General features: G+C 39.0%; 15 protein-coding genes and 1 tRNA gene. 12 read left to right on the forward strand and 4 right to left on the reverse strand.

What is annotated here, in order from left to right; translation table 11 throughout:
• Positions 1 to 7 precede the first annotated feature (7 nt).
• The 9 genes from C4H12_RS12120 (at position 8) to C4H12_RS12160 (ending at position 8,456) form a co-directional block, all read left to right on the forward strand.
• On the forward strand, positions 8 to 1,633 hold the full coding sequence (locus C4H12_RS12120; RefSeq protein ID WP_106099142.1) for a RagB/SusD family nutrient uptake outer membrane protein: 1,626 nt from the start codon (positions 8 to 10) through the stop codon (positions 1,631 to 1,633).
• 12 nt (positions 1,634 to 1,645) lie between these two features.
• On the forward strand, positions 1,646 to 2,671 hold the full coding sequence (locus C4H12_RS12125; protein WP_106099493.1) for a SusE domain-containing protein: 1,026 nt from the start codon (positions 1,646 to 1,648) through the stop codon (positions 2,669 to 2,671).
• 70 nt (positions 2,672 to 2,741) lie between these two features.
• Positions 2,742 to 4,151, forward strand: a complete 1,410-nt coding sequence (locus tag C4H12_RS12130) for an alpha-amylase (protein ID WP_106099143.1) — start codon at positions 2,742 to 2,744, stop codon at positions 4,149 to 4,151.
• A gap of 490 nt (positions 4,152 to 4,641) precedes the next feature.
• Complete coding sequence (locus C4H12_RS12135; protein ID WP_106099144.1) at positions 4,642 to 5,223, forward strand: DUF502 domain-containing protein; 582 nt, start codon at positions 4,642 to 4,644, stop codon at positions 5,221 to 5,223.
• 143 nt (positions 5,224 to 5,366) lie between these two features.
• Positions 5,367 to 5,448: transfer RNA gene (locus tag C4H12_RS12140), tRNA-Leu, on the forward strand.
• 112 nt (positions 5,449 to 5,560) lie between these two features.
• Positions 5,561 to 5,821: a thiamine-binding protein gene (locus C4H12_RS12145; RefSeq protein ID WP_106099145.1), complete on the forward strand. Its 261-nt coding sequence runs from the start codon at positions 5,561 to 5,563 to the stop codon at positions 5,819 to 5,821.
• Between the two features lie 13 nt (positions 5,822 to 5,834).
• On the forward strand, positions 5,835 to 6,512 hold the full coding sequence (pnuC, locus tag C4H12_RS12150; protein WP_106099146.1) for a nicotinamide riboside transporter PnuC: 678 nt from the start codon (positions 5,835 to 5,837) through the stop codon (positions 6,510 to 6,512).
• Positions 6,467 to 7,015 (forward strand): AAA family ATPase, encoded by a 549-nt coding sequence (locus tag C4H12_RS12155; RefSeq protein ID WP_106099147.1) that lies wholly within the window; start codon positions 6,467 to 6,469, stop codon positions 7,013 to 7,015. The genes pnuC and C4H12_RS12155 overlap by 46 nt, the downstream gene beginning before the upstream one ends.
• Before the next feature lie 127 nt (positions 7,016 to 7,142).
• Positions 7,143 to 8,456: a hydroxymethylglutaryl-CoA reductase, degradative gene (locus tag C4H12_RS12160; protein WP_106099148.1), complete on the forward strand. Its 1,314-nt coding sequence runs from the start codon at positions 7,143 to 7,145 to the stop codon at positions 8,454 to 8,456.
• 31 nt (positions 8,457 to 8,487) lie between these two features.
• Here the strand turns inward: C4H12_RS12160 and C4H12_RS12165 are convergent, their stop codons facing one another.
• The 3 genes from C4H12_RS12165 to C4H12_RS12175 form a co-directional block, all read right to left on the reverse strand.
• A complete protein-coding gene (locus C4H12_RS12165; RefSeq protein ID WP_106099149.1) occupies positions 8,488 to 10,374 on the reverse strand; it encodes an amidophosphoribosyltransferase in 1,887 nt (628 codons plus the stop codon).
• Between the two features lie 51 nt (positions 10,375 to 10,425).
• The gene (locus C4H12_RS12170; RefSeq protein ID WP_106099150.1) at positions 10,426 to 11,370 is read right to left on the reverse strand and encodes a mevalonate kinase; all 945 of its coding nucleotides are present in this window, start codon (positions 11,368 to 11,370) and stop codon (positions 10,426 to 10,428) included.
• Between the two features lie 119 nt (positions 11,371 to 11,489).
• Entirely contained in the window at positions 11,490 to 12,185 is a 696-nt protein-coding gene (locus tag C4H12_RS12175) for a hypothetical protein (protein ID WP_129588236.1), read from the reverse strand.
• 207 nt (positions 12,186 to 12,392) lie between these two features.
• On the opposite strand from C4H12_RS12175, the gene C4H12_RS12180 reads away from it, so the two are divergent.
• The 3 genes from C4H12_RS12180 to C4H12_RS12195 all read left to right on the forward strand — a co-directional run bounded on the left by C4H12_RS12180 (position 12,393) and on the right by C4H12_RS12195 (position 15,195).
• A complete protein-coding gene (locus tag C4H12_RS12180) occupies positions 12,393 to 13,628 on the forward strand; it encodes a site-specific integrase (protein WP_106098548.1) in 1,236 nt (411 codons plus the stop codon).
• 871 nt (positions 13,629 to 14,499) lie between these two features.
• The gene (gene mobA, locus C4H12_RS12190) at positions 14,500 to 14,949 is read left to right on the forward strand and encodes a conjugal transfer protein MobA (RefSeq protein ID WP_095900567.1); all 450 of its coding nucleotides are present in this window, start codon (positions 14,500 to 14,502) and stop codon (positions 14,947 to 14,949) included.
• Between the two features lie 30 nt (positions 14,950 to 14,979).
• A complete protein-coding gene (locus C4H12_RS12195; RefSeq protein WP_095900566.1) occupies positions 14,980 to 15,195 on the forward strand; it encodes a hypothetical protein in 216 nt (71 codons plus the stop codon).
• Positions 15,196 to 15,580: 385 nt separating this feature from the next.
• On the opposite strand, the gene C4H12_RS12200 is transcribed toward C4H12_RS12195, so the two are convergent.
• A complete protein-coding gene (locus C4H12_RS12200) occupies positions 15,581 to 15,928 on the reverse strand; it encodes a hypothetical protein (RefSeq protein WP_232748778.1) in 348 nt (115 codons plus the stop codon).
• Positions 15,929 to 15,961: the final 33 nt, after the last annotated feature.

The following is a 15,961-nucleotide window of genomic DNA, read 5'->3' on the forward strand; positions in this document are numbered from 1 at the left end:
GCAAAGTATGAAAAAATATATAAAACATAGTATTTTAGGACTTACCTTAGCACTCTCGCTTACTGCTTGCTTGAAGGACTTAGATCAAGAACCTATAGACCCAGATAGCTTTACAGAGAAAGATGTATTTAGAAATGCAACTGAAGCAAGAAGTGCCTTGGCTAAGATATACGCTTCTTTGTCACTAACGGGACAAAAAGGGCCTGCGGGAGATGGTGATATAGCAGGAGCAGATGAGGGTTCTACTGGATTTACTCGGGTACAGTTTTACTTACAAGAAGCCAGTACAGATGAAGCCCTTATACGCTGGAGTGATGCTGGAGTGCCAGACTTTCATAATATGAGCTGGACACCTTCTAACACTTTTACTAATGCTTATTACAACCGCTTGGGACAGCAAATAGCTTTTGCTAACTCATTTATTGATAATGCGCAAGCACTGGCTACTGATGAGGAGGTGAAGTATTATATAGCTGAAGCTCGTTTTATCCGTGCTTATGCTTATTACAATGTAATAGATGCCTTTGGTAATGCGCCTTTGGTAACCTCATCAAAAGCGGATTTGAAACCTGCTCAAAATACACGTGCAGAGCTTTTTAGTTTTGTAGAGACAGAATTAAAAGAACTTGAAACGGTATTAAAATCGGCACGTACTAATGAATATGGACGTGTAGACCAAGTAGCAGCCCAAGCATTACTTGCCCGCTTATACCTTAATGCTGAGCAATATATAGGAGTTAAGAAGTATACCGAATGTGTTACTTATGCTAAAAAGGTAATAGCTTCATCGTACAGCTTACATACTACTGATAAGAATAGTAATGGTACTGCTTATGATGATTTGTTCCTTGCTGATAATGATACTAACGGAGCGCAAAACGAGTTTATTTTTGTAGCAAGTTTTGATGGACTTAATACTAAGACTTATGGAGGTCCTGCTTTCATTATGCATGGAGGTACTGGTGGTAAGATGAACGCATCGGAGCTAGGTATTAATGGAGGCTGGGGTGGTATTACTACTACTAAAGAATTTGTTAATAAATTTGAAGTTTCGGCACGGAATGGAAACAATGAGCCTACTGCTTGGAAAGATAAGCGTGCTATGTTCCATACTGATGGGCAAACTTTTGAAAGTACTGATTATGTAAAAGACTTCACAAAAGGTGGTTATGCTATTACTAAGTTCAGAAATGTGACTTCGGCTGGAGTTGTAGGTAAAGATCCTGGTAAAGATTTTCCTGATACTGACTTACCTCTTATCCGTTTGGCAGAGGTGTATCTTACTTATGCTGAAGCTGTGTTACGTGGTGGACAAGGAGGTGATAAACCTACTGCCTTAGGTTATATTAACCAGTTACGCGCTCGTGCTTATGGTAATGCTTCGGGCAATATAGCTGAAAGCGACCTTACTTTAGACTTTATCTTGGATGAGCGTGCTCGTGAATTGTACTGGGAAGGCTTACGCCGTACAGACCTTGTACGTTACAAAAAATTCACTACTGCTGATTATCTGTGGTCTGTTAAAGGGGGTGCAGCATCGGGGGTAGCGGTTCCTGATTATAGGAATTTGTATCCTATACCAAGTGATGCCCTTACTGCGAATGAAAACCTTAGACAAAATACAGGATACTAAAAAAAGATGACTATGAAAAATATACTAAAAACTATACTTTTGTGTTCGGGTGTTGCCTTACTTGTAGCTTGTGAAAAAGATGAAGAGAAGGTGGTGATGAATGCTAATGCCCGTGTAGAATCAAATCTATCGGCTAGTGCCTTGGTGCTTGATAAAACCCAAACAAACACTACTGCCCTTACTGTAAATTGGGAAGAAAAGGATTTTGGGGTAAATGTAGCTCCTAAATATACGGTAGAGATAGCTAATGCAGCTGGGAAGAAGAAATTACTTTCGGCTGATAAATCTCCTTTAACGCTTACTCATAAAGAGTTAAATGAATATTTAGTAGGGTTAGGTCTTAAAACAGGAGTGGCAACTAATGTTACTGTAGCTGTAAAGGCAGCCCTTAGTGACCAACGTAGTATTGTATCATCGGAAAAAAGCCTTACTGTAACTCCTTACTTTGATGAAATTAAACCAAGTGAGTGGGGTGTGGTAGGTAGTGCTACTCCTAATGCTTGGAATGGTCCTGATATTAAAATGTGGAATGCTGCTGATGGCAATTTAGTAGCTTATGCTACTTTGTCTGCTGGGGAAATAAAGTTTAGAAAGAACAATGATTGGGGTGTAAACCTTGGTGGTTCTAACGGTAAACTCTCATCAGGTGGAGCTAATATAGCTGTAGCAGCAGGTACTTACAAAATCACTATCGACCTAAGTAAAAATACTTATACTATTGAGACTTATTCATGGGGTGTAGTGGGTGACTTGAATACTTGGGGAAAAACTCCTGATACTAAGATGAGCTATGAGGGAAGTACTGCTTCTTGGGTAGCGAAGAATGTGACTCTTACAGAAGCGGGTAGTATTAAATTCCGCTTAAATAGTGATTGGGGAACTAACTTTGGTGCTGATAGTACTGATAATCCTGCTAAGGCTTTGGAAGGAGATGTAAAAACTGGTGGTAATAACATTCAATTACCTGCTGGAACTTACAATGTGTCTTTCTCATTTGATGCTAATAACAAGGGGACTTACAAGATAGAGAAATTGTAATCTTATACTTAAAGGCTGTTCAAGTAAAAGCTTGGACAGCCTTTTTTTTATTGTTTTTAAACTGAAAAATATGAAATATTACAGTATACTATTGGCAGGGATTTTAGCTATTTCCTGCACAAAGAAGGAAAATAATGAGCCTGTGGTTCAGAATGTGAATCCTATGGATCTTACAAAGATAGACAATGGGAATAGGGTAATGATGCAGACCTTTTATTGGGATGTGGAACCGAGGCAACAGTGGTGGAATACTATTACCCCTAAACTTAGTGACTGGAAGGCGAATGGGGTAGACCGTATTTGGCTACCGCCTGCTAGCAAAGGAGCTTCGGGGGGATACTCGATGGGGTATGACCCTTCGGACTATTTTGATTTTGGTGAGTATGACCAGCATGGTACTGTGAAGACTCGGTTTGGCTCACGTGCTGAACTTGAGGCTCTTATTGCTAAGGCTCATCAGGAGGGGCTGGAGGTGATAGCTGATATTGTTATCAACCATTGTAATGGAGGTGGTGAGGAGGTAAATCCTTATAAAAATAATGAGAAAACTAAAACCTTATTTGATAAAACACATGGGAATGCTTCGGAGAAGTTCAATCGTAATTATGAGCATTTTCACCCTAATGCTACTGAGGCATCGGATGAGGGGGGAGAATTCTTTTTAGATCTTGCTCATAAAGTGCCTTATGTGCAAGGGTGGCTGTGGAAGAATGAAGAATCGGTGGCTAAATACTACAAGAATACTATGAAGTTTGACGGCTGGCGTTTTGACTATGTAAAGGGTTTTGGTAGCTGGGTGATTAGAGACTGGATGCAATCTGTAGGTGGTTTTGGGGTAGGTGAGCTTTGGGATGGCAATGCTGAGACGCTTAAAAAATGGGTAGATGCGGCTGGTATTTCGGCTTTTGATTTTGCTTGTTATTATGCTATAGAAAAGGCTTTGGATAGCCAAAAGGATATGCATCATTTGATGAGCAATCAGTATCCTATGTTGCGCACTTTGCGCCCTGAAAAGGCTGTTACTTTTGTGGGTAGTCATGATTTGGATGACAGGAGTGATGTTCACCCCAATAATACAATTGCTAAGGATAAGAAGCTAATGGCTTATGCTTATATTCTTACGCATAGTGGTTATCCTTGTATTTTCTACACTGATTATGAAAATACGGCTAACAAGGCTAAAATACAAAGGTTAATGCTTATTAACCGTAGTTTGGCTGTGGGGGAAGAGAAATTTCATTTGGCTTCGAACACTGAATATGTGGCTTCGAGATTGGGGGATGCTAAGAGTCCTGGGTTGGTGTTGTTTTTGAACAATAGCAATGCTGCTGCTGAGCGGACTATTACTACGCATTTTAAAGGGAAAACTTTAATAGATTATACTGGTAACTCTGTAGAGCGTTTTGCTACTGATGGGAATGGACAGGTTACTTTGAAGGTGCCGGCTAATAGCTATACTATATGGTCGGTAGGGGAGTAGGAATAGGTAATAATTAACGAGAAGGGCTGCTAGGCGTAAGGCTTAGCAGCCCTTTTTTTAGGTAGGAGATAGGGGATAGGAGATAGGGGAGGGGAGAGGGAAATGAGAAAAATGGGGGGTTGGGGGGATTTTGTTGCGGATTTGGCAATGGGAGGGTGGGGTGTGAATGTGGTTGATTATCAGTGGTGTAACGGTTATCCTTCGTTTAGAGTTCGTTTATCCTTCGTTATAGGTTCGTTTAAAGTAGGTAAAAGATAAGAAATAAGAAATAAGAGGGTGGGGTGGAAGGGACTGATTATTAGGGGAGAGGAGTTGGGGGATAGGGGATAGAGTGGGGGGAGGTGATTTTGAGATATTGGCAATGAAAATGGAAAATAGATGAGGATTTTTTAATTTTGGGTGTAGGTGTGGGGGTGGTGTAGGTGTGGGGTGGGGAGTTGGCTGTTATGCAATTTATTTTTATCTTTGCACTTTGAATTATACTTAAGGGATGAAAAGGAATTATTTGCGTACTTTTGTAAAGTACTTTTTTCAAGGTATCTTGATGGTGGGGCCGCTGAGTGCTACTGTGTGGATTATATGGTCTATTTTTAAGAGTGTTGATAATCTTGTGCCTGATATTTCGGGCAGGTATCCTGGATTGGTGTTTGTGGTGGTGCTGGTGGGGACTACGGTTATTGGCTTTGTGGGAAGCAGGCTGGTACTGGGGAAGCTGTTGGTTGATTTGATGGATTACTTATTGGAGCATATTCCTGGTGTGAAGACTTTGTATTCGTCGATTAGGGATATGATGGCTTCGTTTGTGGGTGATAAGCGGAAGTTTACTAATCCGGTGTGGGTAAAGGTGAATGAGGCGCCAGAGACGTGGCGTATTGGGTTTTTGACACAGGGGGATATGGACTTTGCTAATTTGCCGGATATGGTAAGTGTGTATTTACCTCATTCGTATGCTATTTCGGGGTGGGTGATAGTTACCTCTGCTGTGAATGTGAAGGAGGCGGAGGGATTTTCGGCGCAAAAGGCTATGGAGTTTGCGCTTAGTGGTGGTATACTGAAGCTGGATAAGAAGTAGGGTAGGGGTGAGAAGAGGTATCAGTAAATCAGTTATTTAGGGGAGTTTTAGGAAATATTTTGTAAAAAAGTTATTAAAAAATTTGCAGGTTATAAAATTTGTTGTACCTTTGCACCGTCAATCAAGAGAGAGTTCATCATCTTGCGGGTGTGGTGAAATTGGTAGACACGCTAGACTTAGGATCTAGTGCTTCACGGCGTGGGGGTTCGAGTCCCTTCACCCGCACTGAAAGGCCTTAATTCACTGCTGAATTAAGGCTTTTTTGTTTTTGTAATAATTGGTAAAAAAAGCTGTGAATTGGCTTGATTTTGGAACATAATAATTAACAACTGGAATAATGAAAATATCAGTAGAACTTACGTTTAGTCCGCTACAGGATGATTTTGAGCAGCCTATAATTCGTTTTATTCAGAAGCTGCGGGCATCGGGGCTTATAGTGCAAGAAAATCCGCTTAGCACGCAGGTGTATGGGGATTATGCTAAGGTGATGGGTGTGCTTACTACCGAGATAGAGGAAGCGTTGGAGCTGGTGGAACGAGGGTTGATGTATGTGAAGATTGTAAAATCGGACCGACATGACTATGTGCCATTTTTTTAGATAGGGGTAGGTGATGGATTTGTTAAGAGTTTTCTTTGCCCAGTATGATGGTGTTGAGGCGCATTTGGTAATTATTGAGATTATAGGTGTGCTTTTTGGTTTTTTGAGTGTATGGTTTGCCAAGAAAGGTAATATATGGGTGTATCCTACGGGGATTATAAGCACGGTGCTGTTTGTGTATTTATTGTGGCACTATGTGTTATGGGGGGATATGCTTATTAATGCTTATTACACGATAATGAGTGTTTATGGCTGGGTGCTGTGGGCTAAGAGTGCACATAATAATGTGATTACTATTTCACGTACTACGACACGAGATTGGCAAGTGAGTGCGGGGCTGGGGGCTTTTAGTCTGCTTTTTGTTACAGGGGTGTATTATTTGAAGCCTTATATTAGGAATGGCTTTTCGATGGAAGGAGTGAGCTTGGGGTTTGGTAATTTCTTAGCTACGGAATATGTGGATATATTCACAACGGCTATCTTCCTTGTGGGGATGTGGCTGATGGCAAAGCGCAAGATAGAGAACTGGTTGTTTTGGATTGTAGGAGACTTGGTTTCGGTGCCTTTGTACCTTAAGAAAGGGATGCTTTTTACTTCTTTTCAGTATTTATTATTTACTATTATTGCCATTATGGGCTATTTAGAATGGAAGCGCAACTTACGCAATACGCCAGCAGAGCCCTACGCATAGCTTTTGTGGGGCCCGAATGTACGGGGAAGACGACTCTTAGCAAGGCTCTTGCTGCACAGTACAATACGCTGTGGGTGGAGGAGTATATGCGCACTTATCTGCAAAAAAAGTGGGATGAACAGGGGTTGACTTGTACGCCTGATGACCTGCTACCTATAGCTATGGGGCAAGTGGAATTGGAAAATGAGTTGGCTTTGAGAGCTAAACGTTATCTGTTTTGTGATACTTGCTTGATAGAATTGGTTATTTATTCTTATCTTTATTACGGGAGCTGCGACCCACTTCTTGAACGAGCGGCTCTTTCACATCATTATCATCATATTTTTCTTACTTATACTGATGTTCCTTGGGAGGCTGATGATCTTCGTGATAAGCCTACTGAACGTGAGTCTGTTTTTATTTTTTTTCGGGATAAGCTTGATTTGTACGGGATACCTTACACTATTTTAAAAGGCGATGTAGCTGAAAGAATGAAGGTGTGTAAAGGGGTGCTGGGGTGCTGAATTATATTTTTTTTATATATTAGGATATTACGATTTAGGTCTTTTTTTGTGTATAATAAATTAATTAGTATCTTTGCCCTCTATAAACTATCTATCACAAATAGATGAGCTAAAAAATAACAAATCTATGAAACAAATCAACGGTTTTTCTAAACTAACCAAAGCCCAAAAAATAGAATGGCTTTGCAATACCTATTTTCCAGATAACCAAAATGCCCATACATTCTTTGAAAAATACCATAACACCGATACAGCCCTCCAAAAACTCCATGATGAGTTTATAGAAAATACTATCTCCAACTACTACCTACCTTTTGCCATAGCCCCCAACTTTCTTATCAATGGGCATACCTACACCGTACCTATGGTTGTTGAAGAAAGTTCTGTAGTAGCAGCTGCCAGTAGGGCAGCCAAATTCTGGCAAAGCAGAGGAGGCTTCAAGGCCCAAGTACTCTCTACGGAAAAAACAGGACACGTGCACTTCTTCTATTATGGCAATAAAACCCATTTAGAAGCCTTTTTTAACCGTATCCAACCACTGATGCTCACCCAAGCCCAACCCATCACTGCTAATATGCAAAAACGAGGCGGAGGCATCGCCTCCCTCACTTTAGTTGATAAAACCAATACCTTACAGCATTATTACCAGCTCTCAGCTACTTTTGAAACATTAGATGCTATGGGAGCAAACTTTATTAACTCTTGTTTAGAATCTTTTGCCAATACCTTTAAGGAACAAGCCGAACAAGATGCAACCATCCAAGGGCAATATGAAATTGTAATGTCCATCCTCTCCAACTACGTACCTAATTGCTTAGTAAAGGTCGAAGTACAATGCCCTATAGCCGATCTGCAAATAAGCAACCTCCAAGGCGAAATAGCCGCTAAAAAGTTTGTGCAAGCTCTCTCTATCGCCAATGCCGATGTATATCGCGCTACTACCCATAATAAAGGCATAATGAATGGTATCGACTCAGTAATTCTTGCCACAGGTAATGATTTCCGCGCCATCGAGGCAGGAGCTCATGCCTATGCAGCACGCTCAGGACAATACAGAAGCCTATCCACAGCTTCAATCGAAAATAACACTTTCCATTTCAGTCTTCAGTTGCCCTTAGCACTCGGTACTGTCGGCGGACTTACATCATTACACCCATTAGCCAAAACAGCCCTCCAGATCCTTGAAAATCCCAATGCTCGTGAACTAATGCAGATAGTAGCTAGTGTAGGTCTTGCACAGAACTTCTCTGCAGTAAGCTCACTTATTAGCTTGGGTATTCAAAAAGGACACATGAAAATGCACCTCAATAACATCTTTAACCAGCTCGGTGCTACCGAGCATGAAAAACAACTTCTAACCACTTATTTTAAAGATAAAACAGTAACCCATAGTGATGTAGCCGAAGCACTACAACGCATAAAAAAAGAGCTGTCCTTATAGGAACAGCTCTTTTTTTATTTGTCAAATTATATTAATACGCCCTTTCTTTATTTCCTTCATAAAAGTTAATAAACGCCCTATTTACCACACGGTTCCCACCAGCAGTAGGATAATCACCAGTAAAGTACCAATCACCAAGATTTTCAGGGCAAGCCTTATGTAAGTTATCTACTGTTTGAAAAATAACCACCACTTCCGAAGCAAAATCCTTAGGCAGTAGCAAGTCACGTATTTTGCCCGAAATCTCTTCATCACTAAAAGGCGCATATACCTCTTTCACGTAATTTACCACTTTATCGTCACTTAGGGATACCTGAGTCAAGCACTTATGGTATACCTCTTCCACAATATTATAAGTGCCACGCTCCTTATGTAGTGCCAAAGCCGCCTGAAAAGCCACCAAATCCTCCAACCGAGCCATATCAATGCCATAGCAGTCAGGATAACGTATTTGTGGTGCCGATGATACAATCACTATCTTCTTAGGCTCTAATCGCCCTAATATGCTTAGGATACTCTTCTTAAGGGTAGTCCCGCGTACTATACTATCATCAATAATCACTAAATTATCACCTTTCTGTACCGAGCCATAAGTAATGTCATAAACGTGAGCCACCAAATCATCACGGCTACTATCTTCTGTAATAAAGGTACGTAATTTCACATCCTTAATAGCTACCTTTTCAGTACGTACTTTCTGTGATAGAATTGCTTGAAAATCACTCTTATCAGCCTTCTCTAGCTGCTTTACCTTCTGTAAGTTCAGTTGGTGTTCAGCCTCTTCTACCAATCCCAAATACGAGGTCTCAGCTGTATTCGGTATATAAGCAAAAACAGTATCTTTTAGGTTGTGGTTTATAGCTTCAGCTACTCGTGGGTACAATAGTTTGCCTAATGTTTTGCGTTCCTTATAAATATCTTGGTCGCTACCACGCGAAAAGTATATCCGTTCAAAAGAACACGCTTTGCGTACTGTAGCAGGCAGTATTTCCTTAATAGCTATCTCTCCATTCTTTTTAATGATGATAGCATTACCTGGTGGCAACTCTTGTACAGCTTCATATTTCACATTGAAAACAGTCTGTATAGCTGGTCTTTCCGATGCCACTACCACCACTTCCTCATCCTGATAGTAAAACGCTGGGCGTATCCCTGCTGGATCTCTCAGTACAAAGGCATCGCCATTGCCTATCATCCCTTCCATAGCGTAACCACCATCCCAATATTTAGAAGCTCGTTTTAAAATACGTTCAATATCCAATCGCTCTGCAATAAAAGGCGAAGCATCTTTCTTGCTATATCCTTCTTCTTTCAGCTTGCGGTACAGTTCTTCTACTTCATCATCCAAAAAATGACCAATTCCCTCCATAACAATTACTGTATCAGTCTTGTCTTTGGGGTGTTGTCCCAGCCTTACAAGGTTTTGGAACAGCTCATTCACATTAGTCATATTAAAGTTACCTGCCATAATCAGGTTGCGGTACATCCAGTTATTTTCACGCAAAAAAGGATGCACATTTTCAATGCTATTCTTGCCAAAAGTGCCATAGCGTACATGTCCCATCAGTACTTCACCAATGTAGGGCAACTCTTTCTTTTGCAGAGCAACATCGTCTTTTAGTGCAGGGTTTGCTTTAAATCCCTCATTAATACGAGCGTTAATACGTGTAAAAATATCTTGTACCGGTTGTGCCTCGTTGGAGCGTATCCTACTGATGTAGCGCTCACCGGGTTGCATATCCAGTTTAATGCTCGCTACTCCAGCTCCATCTTGTCCACGGTTATGCTGCTTCTCCAGCATCAAATACATCTTATTGATTCCATAAAAACCAGAACCATATTTCTCTTTGTAATACTCCAAAGGTTTGAGCAAGCGGATTAACGCAATCCCACACTCGTGTTTAATACTGTCACTCATTGTACTTAAACAAACAAAAGGCGTAACTTTCGCAACGCCTTTATATAGGTTTTAAAATTGATATACTACTTCTAATTTATGGTTATGCAGGCTGCGCTTGGCTTTCTCCAAGTCCTCAGTGAAACCCAAAATATAACCACCACCGCCCGAGCCACATAGCTTAAGAAAATAATCCCCTGTATCAATACCCTCTTTCCACAAAGCGTGAAATTCCTTCGGTATCATCGGCTTAAAGTGGTTCAACACTATCCCCGATAGGTTCTTAATATTCCCAAATAACGATTTAAAGCGTCCCTTCAAAAAATCATCAATACAAGCATCAGTGTATTTAATAAATTCCTCTTTCAGCATCTTCTGGAACGCCTCGTTTTTCATTTGTTCCATAAAAATACGCACCATAGGAGCCGTTTCTCCTATAATACCACTATCTAGCAAAAATACAGCCCCCTTCCCATTAGGCGCCTGTGTAGGGATACCCGTCGGCTCTATATTATCTTGTGAGTTAATAAGTATTGGCAAGCTAAGATAACTATTCAGAGGGTCTAACCCCGATGATGTCCCGTGAAAAAATGATTCCATCTTCCCAAAAATAGCCTTCAGCTGTAGTAGTTTCTCACGCGTAAGGTCTTCCATTGCGCTAATAGGGTTAATAGCATATTCACTGTAAATAGCCGCCACCAAGGCACCACTACTACCCACACCATAACCCTGCGGGATACTACTATCAAAGTACATACCACCAGCAATATCAGTATGTAATCTCTCAAGGTCAAATTTAATACTGCTTCCCTCTTCTTCCGTAAGTGCCTGTAAATGCCCAGCAAAAGCCCGCAAAGCCTCATTCGATTGCCTTGCCGCCTCTTCCCTGCCAGCTTCCACCTCAGCAAGAGTCTTCAGCGTTCCCTTATAAAAGTTGTACGGAATCGCCAACCCCTTTGAGTTCTTAATAATACCATACTCACCAAATAGGAGTATCTTAGAATAGAAAAGTTTCATTTTTAGGTGTTAGTTATCTTCAGGGATTCTTCAGTCTGCAACATACAAATGCACCCCTTATTTTGCCGCTGCAAAAATACATATTTTTCGTTAATCTCAAATACTTTTCTCCCGAAAAATTAAAAGTACTCTATTTTTCGCTCCACATACAGCACCGGTACGCCTTGCTCGTAGGTAATCATTTTCACCCAATTACCCTGTTTGTCATCCGTATATTCATATTTGCACAGATAGTTTAACGAAAGAGTCAAATGCTCCAGCATACGCCCATCAGGCGCAAATTTGTTAAAATATCCATTATTCTTATTGTCGTTTATAATCAAGTACTCTTCTTTCAGGTGTCCTTTCTCATCATAAGTAAATTTAGAATCCCATATCCACCCCTCAGGAACCATTTGGAAAACACACCCCACAAGCTGCCCATCATCTCCGTATTGGTACGAGGCTCTTGAGGTAACTTCCCCACTTCGGTAAAAGTCTATCCCCACAAGCCGTTTGTCTTTGTAGGTAAATATCTCCTTAGCCTTTGGTATCCCATTGCCATTTGTAGTAATATTTTCTATAGGTTGCCCATCTACCGTATAGAGGTGCTTACAGATAGCCCTTTCGCTTGCCTCCTTCTCCTCTCCCAGTATCTCTTCCTCCAATTGTCCCTTCTTATTGTATTTGTACGAGTCTTTAATAACCAACAAATCACGCACATAAACCAATTCACCGCTAAACTTATTTTCCGCATTGTAAGTATGTACTATTTTTCGATGAAAATTACGAATAAAAAGCAAAACTACAAAAAATAATGTAATTAGCTCATACAAAGAGGATTAATTTTTTGACAGGAAGATAAGAGAAGACAGAGTCTTAGATATTTTAGATAGGTTTTTTCAAAAATAGGTTTCTAAATCGTTACCTACTATACTGAAAAATATTTTTTATTAATAGGTTATATTTCAGTGTTTTACACCTTTTTTCATATTGTACAGTAACTTGATAAAAAGTACTTTCGCAAATTAAAAAATTAGAGTATGAAAAAAGTAAAACGCTCAACTTTTAAGGTATTGTTCTACCTTAAAAAGAACGCCCCAAAAAAGAACGGTAAAGTTGCTATTATGGGGCGTATTACCATTGACAATCAGGTAGCTCAGTTTAGTACCAAACTTGAAATCCTTCCACAGAAATGGGATTTGAAGTACGGAAGGGTAACAGGTAAAACAGAAGAAGCTACCCAACTTAATCGCAAGCTGGAAGAGATTCGCTCACGTATCATTACTCATTATGAGGTGTTGATGAAGTACGAGGGAGTGGTTACTGCTCAGAAGCTAAAAGCTACTTTTCTAGGCATAGGAGTAATGGAAGATTCCTTGCTAAAAGTCTATGAGAATTTCAAAGAAGGCTTTGCCTTGATGGTAGAAAAAGGTGTTAGAAGTTACAGCACTCTTAACAAATATGAGAATGTATACACTCATTTGAGCGAGTTTATCCAGTACAAATACCGCAGAAGTGATATTTCTTTCAAAGAGCTTACAGAAGACTTTATTAATGATTTTGACTTTTACCTTAGAGTCAATAAAAGTCTTACTCACAACACAATATGGGTTTATATGATGCCCCTTTGTAAAATGGTAGAAATAGCTATAGACAAGGGTATCATCTATCGTAATCCCTTTAAGAATTACATAAGCTCTATGGAGGAGAAAGACAGAGGCTATTTGCTTAGAGAGGAAGTAGAAACTCTTTTACAATATCACCCTAAGAGTGCTTCTGCTGAATTAGTACGAGACCTATTTGTTTTTAGTTGCTTTACAGGTTTTTCGTATATTGACATTAAGCAGCTCAAAAAAAGTCACTTACAATCATTCTTTGACGGCAACAAATGGCTTATCAAACGACGTCAGAAATCCGATGTGCCTTGTAATGTTCGTCTGTTGGATATAGCCGAGAAAATTATTGAAAAATATGAGGGTACGACTCGTACAGAGGCACTATTTCCTACACCCTCCAATGCTAATTGCAACCTCCTGATTAAAAAGATGATGAAAGATTGTAACATCATTCGTGAAAAACCTATCTCCTTTCACTGGGCACGCCATACCTTTGGTACTCTGTTCTTAACAGAAGGGGTTCCCTTGGAAAGCGTTAGCAAGATGATGGGACATAAGAATATCAAAACCACCCAGATTTATGCTAAAATCACCAATGAGAAAATTAGCAAGGATATGGAAATTGCTGCCGAACGATTAAAGAATTTAAAGATAGGCTAACTAACAAATTTCTTCTTAGAATTAAAATCCATTGATAACATTTCAAAAAGAGATGTGTCAATGGATTTTTTTGTTGCCTTACAGAAAGCTATTAGAAGAGAAAAAGACTTCAACAAATAAGGAAAAGGATATTCGTTTGTCACAAATAGAAATACGTCATTAAGACTTACCTATTTTCCCTGTTTTAAACACTTAAGGCACGTAATGGCGGTTCGTTGTTCGAGTGCAAAGGTATTTCTGTGTTATTAACGCTTCTTGCAAGGTCAAGCCCGATGGGTTTTCAAAAAAATCTCCAGCCCTTGTCCGTTGTCCTGCGGGTAGTATTTTTTTGAAAAACCTTGCAGAAGCTAAACACAGACCTTTTATGGCACTCGAAACGAAACCAGCTCATTCCGACCTTTAAGCGAATAAAAAAAATGTCAAATATGAGAAAAATGCCGCTTCTTACAGATTGTTTTTTAAAACGAATACCGCTTTTCCTCCCATTGTCGAATAAAAAATTTCAAACTATGTAGCTACTTAATTACGTTTTTACTTTCGTACATACTTGCTTGCTTTGATACGTGAATGCAAAGTAATGTACAAATATACATATAGCTTTACATAGAATTGTAAATAACTTTGTAAGTAAGTGATTGATTAAATATATTGCTAATATGCCCTAAATCACTTTATGAGCTTGTAGTGTTTATCTTCTTTTCTTATGGTTAATTAAAATTTGACCTTTAGGGAGAATTTTCTGTTCACCCGAACAGAGCAAGTTGTGTTTTGAGGCACGCATTAGGCGTTTAGGCACTCAAAACCACTTGCCCTTGCAGGGAGCCGAAAACCTCTCCAAAGTCGTGGTTTTTACTTACTAATGAAATTGTATATGGACAATAAATTACAACCTCAAAAACGAAAATTAGGAAGAGTTCCTAAAATAGATAAGGCTATTTACCGGTATACTATCAGTTTCAATCAGGTAGAACATACTCGATTTTTATCTCTTTTCGAACAATCAGGAATGAAAGTCAAAGCTCATTTTATCACTTCGGTATTATTTTCCAAAGAAATCAAAAGTGTAAAAATCGATAAATCAGTAATGGATTTTTATATCAAACTCACCGAACTCTATGGACAATTTCGGGCAGTGGGCGTGAATTACAATCAGATAGTAAAGATTTTGTATCGCAATTTTTCCGAAAAGAAAGCCGCTGCCTATCTGTTTAAACTCGAACAGCAAACCGCTCAAATGGTGGCTATCTGTAAAGAAATTATGGCTCTTTCGCAACAATTAGAACAGCATATCACTGAAAAAAACAAGAAAAATGGTCGCTAAAATACATCGAGGAAGTAATCTTTTGGAAGTATGGACAACCAAAAGGTAAATACCGAGATGAAAAATTATCAGAAAATCCCGCAAATTCTATCCTTTTTAGATGAAGAGGGAACAGATAAGATGCAAGAACAAATACAAACCAATTACAAGCAAGTGAAGTTAGATATTGTCAAACTTATCAAAAACGAACTTGAACACATCGAAAACGATTCTAATTTGGCTCATTTCCAAACATCATATAAGTAATAAGTAGTTGATTTTGTTGAATATGATTTATTTTCTATGTAATGAAAAAAATCAGTTCTTTAAATTATTGATTATAAACAATTTGTTTAATTTAGAATAATATAAGGTAACGACTTAATAACGGAAATAATTTCATTGATTTTACTTGTTTTGTGTCGTAACTCAATGTCGCAGAGTTACGAACTATTTACAAATCGGCGAAAAAACTTCTACCTCTTTCAAAAGGTTAATAGTAAGACAATCTCAAGTGTCATCGAACCAAAATGTGAGTATTGAAACGAAAAACATTTATCCTAATTCTTAATATATATGCACCGTTTACTCTCCATTTTAATGAAATTACTTTGTTCTTAATCTCCGTTATTATATTAATTTTTCAGAGTCATCAACATTTACGTTTTTGTTCATACAAAGTTCTCCACTTCCGTTTTTCAAGTTCGCGTTTCAGGAGCATCGTAGCGATAACCCTACTGATGGGCGTGTTGTTATTTTCTTGCAAGGCTACTTTGAGTTTTTCTTCCGAAACATCTACCCGATAAAGTATGCTGATAAGCTTGTTGAAATCCGTCTGAATCAAAAAATCTACATACGCAACTAAAACCTCAAATTGTTCTCCAAAAGAAATGTTTTTTTCAATACTTACTTCTTTATTTAATTGAGAATAAACTTCTCGAATAGCAAGTTTCTTTTCTTCCAAAGAAATTAGAGAATCGTTATTTGATTGATTTTCCATCTTTTTATTTAAAAACGAATAGTTTCAATAGAA

Origin of the sequence: Capnocytophaga sp. oral taxon 878, from assembly GCF_002999135.1 — a bacterium.
In the GTDB taxonomy this organism is placed as follows: Bacteria; Bacteroidota; Bacteroidia; order Flavobacteriales; family Flavobacteriaceae; genus Capnocytophaga.